The sequence below is a fragment of the Amycolatopsis sp. NPDC043889 genome (assembly GCF_056435645.1).
Genome location: NZ_JBWKEC010000002.1, coordinates 131047 through 137046, shown reverse-complemented (window position 1 = coordinate 137046; position 6000 = coordinate 131047). Strand labels below are relative to the sequence as shown.

Genomic DNA, 6000 nt, shown 5'->3' with positions numbered 1-6000 from the left:
CGCTTGCTGGGGGGAGGGGGGGGGGGGGGGGTGGGAGGGGGGTGGGGGGGGGTGTTTGGGGGGAAAACCAGAAACGCCACTCACGACCACCCCGCGCCGACCACGCCACGTTTGCCTTACCCCTCAAAACTTCCATGGCGGCGGGAACCCCGCACGTTACCCTTACCCGCCGTTCTCGGTGGTGCCGCTGGGTGCGATTCTCGCTGTGTACCCAGTAGGTGTCCTGCTGCTGACCACCGGCGGTATCGGCCTGTTGTTCCACCTCATGCTGCTGGTGCTCGACCGGCTGCGACAGGGCATGCCCTATCGGTACCTGATCGCCGCTATCGTCACCTTGTGCGCCGTTCGGCTCGAACCCGTCATTCGAACGTTGTTCTGGGGCCAGATCAACATCCTCCTGTTGTGACTGGTCGCTAACGACTGCCTGCACCGACATCCAAGACCGCCCAGGGGTGTCCTGGTCGGGGTCGCCGCCGCGCTCAAGGCGACCCCACTGGTGCTCCTCCCGATTTAAGCTCCTCGCCGGCGGAGCTGTGCCACCGAGGCGATCAAGCCGGGACTGTGGGCCCGTCTCACCGGGACTTCGGTCTCTCCTCCTGAACTCATCACTGGTCGAAGCTGGGAAGTGACCAGACGGGAGAGCGAAATGAAGATCCTCGTAGCGGCGGCCAGCCGCCACGGCGGGACCTGGGAGATCGCGAGGGAAATCGGCCGAGCCCTCGCGTCGGAGCTGCGGGGTCAGGCGACGGTGCGGGTGTCGAGGGCCGAGGACGTCACGTCGGTGGATGAGTTCGACGTCGTTCTGGTGGGCAGCGGTGTGTATCTGGGGCAATGGCTCGAGCAGGCGAGAAACGTCGTCGGCGAGCACGCCGAAGTCCTCAGGACCAAGAACGTGTGGTTGTTCTCCAGCGGCCCGGTGGGAGCGCCGTTGAAGCCCGCGGCGGAACCGGATCCGGTGGACGTGGCTCGGCTGATGGTGGAGTCCGGGGCACGCGGGCACGTGGTGTTCCCGGGCCGGATCGACCGGAACCTGCTGCGGTTCGCCGAACGAGCGGTCGTGACGGCACTCCGGGTCAAGGACGGTGACTACCGGGATTGGCCGGCGGTGCGGGCTTGGGCGGGCGAAATCGCCGCCGCGGTGAAGCCTGCTCGGACGAAAGAGGTGAGTGGATATGCCGAGCGTGGCTGAAGGCGCGGTCGTAGTGGGGATCGACGGTTCGGGATCCGCCCAGCGGGCCGCGGTGTGGGCGGCGGCAGAGGCCGTCAAGAGGGGGAAGCGGCTCCGGCTGGTCCACGTGTACACGGTTCCTCCGGTGAGGATGCCCGGCGTGCTGCCGTCGGTCGAGGCGGTCCGGTCGGCGTTCGAGGCTCAAGGGGCGAGGTGGCTCGCCGAAGCCTGTGACGCGGTGGCCGAGCGCTACCCGGATCTGATCGTCGAGTCCGCCGCGCGGGAATGGGCGCCGGTGGCCGCACTGGTCCAGGAATCGCGGACGGCGATCCTGATCGTGCTGGGTTCCCGCGGCCTCGGTGGCTTCACCGGTCTGCTGGTCGGTTCGACGGCGGTGGCGTTGGCGCGGCACGGGCATTGCCCGATCGTCGTCGCGAGGGGGAAGCACCCGGAAGACGTTCCACCGGAGACCGGCCCGGTCGTCGCGGGCACGGACGGTTCCGAGTCAAGCGAAGCGGCCTTGGCCTTCGCTTTCGACGAAGCTTCGCTCCGCGGCACGGATCTGATCGTGGTCAGGGTGTGGAACGAGTTCACCGACCACGAATCGGCCAGGGTGCACGCCTTGACGGTGGACCCGGACGCGATCGAGTCGGCGGAGCGACAAGCGTTGGACGAACAACTCGCGCCTTGGCGGGCCAAGTTCCCGGACCTGCGCGTGGAGACGGTGGTCGCCCGCGGCCGTCCGGTCCGCGCGCTGCTCGGATTCGGCGAACACGCCCAGTTGCTCGTCGTCGGGTCGCGAGGCCGCGGCGGCTTCCGGGGGATGTTGCTCGGCTCCACGAGCCAGGCACTCGTCGCGCACTCGGAATGCCCTGTGGCGGTCGTTCGTCCGGCTTTGACCGGACAGGAAACCGAGTGAGGAGCTCAGCATGCGAGCACGGGACTTGATGTCCGCTCCGGTCGTCACGGTGACGCCCGGGACCACCGCGAAACACGCTGCCGAGCTGTTGGCGGAAAAGGGATTCACCGCGTTGCCGGTGATCGACGAGGACGACCGGCTGATCGGCATCGTGACCGAGGCCGATCTGATCAGGAACCGGTTCCCGCACGACGTCCGCTCGGGCCCGGACCACGAGGCACGGCCGAGGCCGGGGCTGACCGTCGCTCAGGTGATGACGACACCGGCCACAGGGATGGGCACCGGCGCGGACGCCGCCGACGTCGGCAAGGCCCTGCTCGACGGACGGATCCGCGCGATGCCCATCGTGGACGGTTCGAAGGTGGTCGGAATCCTCACGCGAGGCGACTTCGTGCGTGCCTTCGCCCGTTCCGACGAGGCGATCGCGGCGGACGTCCGCCATCACCTGGCGATCTACGGCGGACCTGGCCGGTGGACGGTCGAAGTACGAGACGGCGTCGTGCGGGTGGGTGATGCCTACGACAGCGGCACCGACCGCCACGTGGCCAAATTGCTGGCCGAGGCGGTTCCCGGTGTGGTGGAAGCGAAAGTGGCCTATCAGGAGGACGAACGATGAACGCGGCGGACCGGAAGATCGTCGTCGGAGTGGACGGGACAGAGCCGGGAAGGGCGGCCGTACGGTGGGCCGCGGCCGTCGCCGAAGAACGACTGCTGAAGTTGCTCATCGTGCACGCTCTGCGCGTCGACAAGCTGGCCTACGGCGCCGGATTGGCGGGCCCCGCGCCCTGGTATGACGTGCTCGCCGAGGAAGGTCAGCGCGTTCTGGAGGAGGCTGCCGGACAAGCGCGTTCGGTGGCACCCGGAGTGGACGTGGACACGCGGATGCCGGCGGACTCTCCGGTGCCCACCTTGATCGACGCGTCGGAGTCGGCGGCGATGGTGGTCGTCGGCGGCACCGGGAAGGGCTTCTTCGGCGAGATGACGATCGGTTCGACGGCGTCGTCGGTCGTCGCCCACGCCCACTGTCCCGTGGTGGTCATGCGGGGCAGGAAGAACACCACCGCGTATCCGGCCGAGGGGCCGATCGTGGTCGGTATCGACGGCAGCCCGCTGAGCGAGCGCGCACTGGAGATCGCCTTCGAAGAGGCCGCGTGGCGGAAGGCCGACCTGGTCGTGGTCCACGCATGGCGGGACGTCACCTACGACGACGCCTACGGGATGGCACGGCTTGTCGTGCAGTGGGAGTCGATCGAGGACGAGGAACGCCGGCTGCTGGCGCAGCGGCTCGCGGGCTGGCAGGAGAAGTATCCGGACGTCAAGGTCGAGCGGGTGCTCGTCCAGGACCGGCCGCGGCACGCCCTGTTGGAGTGGAGTGCCAAGGCACAGCTGGTGATCGTGGGCAGCCGGGGCCGGGGTGGATTCACCGGTCAGTTGCTGGGCTCGACCAGCCAAGCGCTCGCGCACCACGCGGAGTGCCCGGTGATGGTGGTCCGGCCGGAGAAGTCGCGATGACCGTTCTCGGTGCCCCCGCCGCGCCCGCGGTGCTGACTCCTGCCGAGTTGTCCCAAGTGGACGCCCAGTGGCGGGCGGCGAACTATCTCGCCGCCTGCCAGATCTACCTGATGGACAATCCGCTGCTGGAATCGCCGCTGAAGCCCGAGCACGTGAAACCGCGTCTGCTCGGGCACTGGGGTACGTCTCCCGGACTGAATTTCGTCTACGCCCACCTGAACCGGGCCATCGTGCGGCGGAAGCTGAACGTCATGTTCGTGACCGGCCCCGGTCACGGTGGCCCGGCTCTGTACGCGAACACCTGGCTCGAAGGCAGCTACTCGGAGGCGTGGCCGGAGGTCCCCTACGACAAGAGCGGTCTGCGTACGCTGTTCCGGCAGTTCTCCTTCCCCGGTGGTGTGCCCAGTCATGTCGCGCCGCAGGTGCCGGGGTCGATTCACGAGGGCGGTGAGCTCGGCTACTCCCTCGCACACGCCTACGGCGCCGCGTTCGACAATCCGCACCTCGTCGTCGGCTGCGTCGTCGGCGACGGCGAGGCGGAAACCGGGCCACTGGCCACCAGCTGGCATTCGGGCAAGTTCCTCAATCCCGCCCGCGACGGTGCGGTGCTGCCGATCCTGCACCTGAACGGGTACAAGATCGCCAATCCCACCGTGCTCTCGCGGATCAGTGCCACTGAGCTCGATGAGCTGCTGCGCGGGTACGGGTATGCCCCGCACTACGTCGAGGGCGATGATCCGGCTGTCATGCACCAGACGATGGCCGCGGCGCTGGACGGCGCGCTCGACGAGATCGACGGAATCCAGGTGCGCGCCCGCTCCGCCGGCGTGTCGACGGGGCCGGCGCGCTGGCCGATGATCGTGCTGCGCAGCCCCAAGGGCTGGACAGGACCAGCCCTTGTGGATGGTAAACAGGTCGAAGGCACCTGGCGCTCGCATCAGGTCCCCGTCCCGAACGCGCGCGGGAACCCCGAGCATTTGCGGCAGCTGGAGGAATGGCTGCGTTCCTATCGGCCGGAGCTGCTCTTCGACGAGGACGGCAGGCCGACGTCCGAGGTCACCGGGCTGATCCCACACGGCGATCTCCGGATGGGTTCGTCACCGCACTCCAACGGCGGTCTCGTGCTGCGGCCCTTGGAGCTTCCGGCGGTGCCACCGCACACGATCCCGCTCGTCCGGCCGGGAGGCGCTGTCGCCGAACCGACGCGCGTGCTCGGGCGCTGGCTGCGGGACGTGTTCGCGCTGAACCGGAAGGCGGCGAACTTCCGGCTGTTCGGCCCGGACGAGACCGCTTCCAACCGGCTCGACGCGGTGTTCGACGTGACGGCCAAGACCTGGCTGTGTGAGATCGAACCCGTCGACGAGCATCTCGCCGCCGACGGCCGGGTCATGGAGGTGCTCTCGGAGCACCTCTGTCAGGGCTGGCTCGAAGGCTACCTGCTCTCGGGCAGGCACGGGCTTTTCTCCTGCTACGAGGCGTTCGTGCACATCGTCGACTCGATGCTCAACCAGCACGTCAAGTGGCTCAAGGTGCATCGGGAGATCCCGTGGCGGCGGCCTGTCGCTTCGCTGACGTATCTGTTGACCTCGCACGTCTGGCGGCAGGACCACAACGGGTTCTCCCACCAGGATCCGGGTTTCGTCGACCACGTCGCCAACAAGAGCCCTGAAGTCGTCCGCGTCTACCTGCCGCCGGACGCGAACACCCTGCTGTGGGTCGCGGACCACTGCCTGCGCAGCAGGGACTACGTCAACGTGATCGTCGCGGGGAAGAACGACAGCCCCGTCTGGCTCGACGGCGAAGAGGCCGCAGTGCACTGCGCGCGCGGCGCTGGGATCTGGGAGTGGGCGAGCACCCATCCGGATTCCGAACCCGACGTGGTGCTCGCCTGCGCCGGTGACGCGCCGACGGTCGAGGTGCTCGCGGCGGCCAAGCTGCTGCGGGAGTACCTGCCCGAACTCGCGGTCCGGGTGGTGAACGTGGTCGACCTCATGCGCCTCCAGCCCGCCGCGGAGCACCCGCACGGCATGGCCGACCGCGAGTTCGACGCGCTGTTCACCACCGACCGCCCGGTGATCTTCGCCTATCACGGCTACCCCTGGTTGATCCACCGGCTGGCCTACCGGCGCGCAAACCACGACGACATGCACGTGCGCGGGTACATCGAGCATGGAACCACGACCACCCCGTTCGACATGCTGGTGCGCAACAACATGGACCGCTTCCAGCTCGTGACCGACGTGATCGACCGGGTGCCCGGACTGGTCGCCCGTGCCGGTGCCGTCCGGCAGCGGATGACGGACGCGCGTGAACGGCACCACAGGTGGATCGTCGAACACGGTGAAGATCTTCCCGAAGTCCGTGACTGGACCTGGGAGTCCTGACTGCCGCCGCGCATCTC

The 6000-nt window shown here is 68.3% G+C and carries 6 protein-coding genes; all 6 read left to right on the top strand.

The genetic code is table 11. The features are described 5' to 3' along the window. Positions 1-55: 55 nt before the first annotated feature. The 6 genes from AC0685_RS06195 to AC0685_RS06170 all read left to right on the top strand — a co-directional run bounded on the left by AC0685_RS06195 (position 56) and on the right by AC0685_RS06170 (position 5983). The gene (locus tag AC0685_RS06195) at positions 56-406 is read left to right on the top strand and encodes a glycosyltransferase 87 family protein (RefSeq protein WP_478224592.1); all 351 of its coding nucleotides are present in this window, start codon (positions 56-58) and stop codon (positions 404-406) included. A 240-nt stretch (positions 407-646) separates the two neighbouring features. After that, positions 647-1189 carry a flavodoxin domain-containing protein gene (locus AC0685_RS06190; RefSeq protein ID WP_478224591.1) on the top strand — a complete coding sequence of 181 codons (543 nt, stop codon included), beginning with the start codon at positions 647-649 and terminating at the stop codon, positions 1187-1189. Further along, positions 1173-2087, top strand: coding sequence for a universal stress protein (locus AC0685_RS06185; protein ID WP_478224590.1), 915 nt, complete (start codon positions 1173-1175; stop codon positions 2085-2087). The genes AC0685_RS06190 and AC0685_RS06185 overlap by 17 nt, the downstream gene beginning before the upstream one ends. A gap of 10 nt (positions 2088-2097) precedes the next feature. Beyond that, positions 2098-2703 carry a CBS domain-containing protein gene (locus AC0685_RS06180; RefSeq protein WP_478224589.1) on the top strand — a complete coding sequence of 202 codons (606 nt, stop codon included), beginning with the start codon at positions 2098-2100 and terminating at the stop codon, positions 2701-2703. Continuing rightward, positions 2700-3599, top strand: coding sequence for a universal stress protein (locus tag AC0685_RS06175; protein ID WP_478224588.1), 900 nt, complete (start codon positions 2700-2702; stop codon positions 3597-3599). Before AC0685_RS06180 ends, AC0685_RS06175 begins: the two co-directional genes overlap by 4 nt. After that, entirely contained in the window at positions 3596-5983 is a 2388-nt protein-coding gene (locus AC0685_RS06170; RefSeq protein ID WP_478224587.1) for a phosphoketolase family protein, read from the top strand. The genes AC0685_RS06175 and AC0685_RS06170 overlap by 4 nt, the downstream gene beginning before the upstream one ends. Positions 5984-6000 lie beyond the last annotated feature (17 nt).

Coding starts and splice junctions, on each gene's coding strand:
- AC0685_RS06190 (WP_478224591.1), top strand. CDS start 647: ATGAAGATCCTCGTAGCGGCGGCCAGCCGCCACGGCGGGACCTGGGAG.
- AC0685_RS06185 (WP_478224590.1), top strand. CDS start 1,173: ATGCCGAGCGTGGCTGAAGGCGCGGTCGTAGTGGGGATCGACGGTTCG.
- AC0685_RS06180 (WP_478224589.1), top strand. CDS start 2,098: ATGCGAGCACGGGACTTGATGTCCGCTCCGGTCGTCACGGTGACGCCC.
- AC0685_RS06175 (WP_478224588.1), top strand. CDS start 2,700: ATGAACGCGGCGGACCGGAAGATCGTCGTCGGAGTGGACGGGACAGAG.
- AC0685_RS06170 (WP_478224587.1), top strand. CDS start 3,596: ATGACCGTTCTCGGTGCCCCCGCCGCGCCCGCGGTGCTGACTCCTGCC.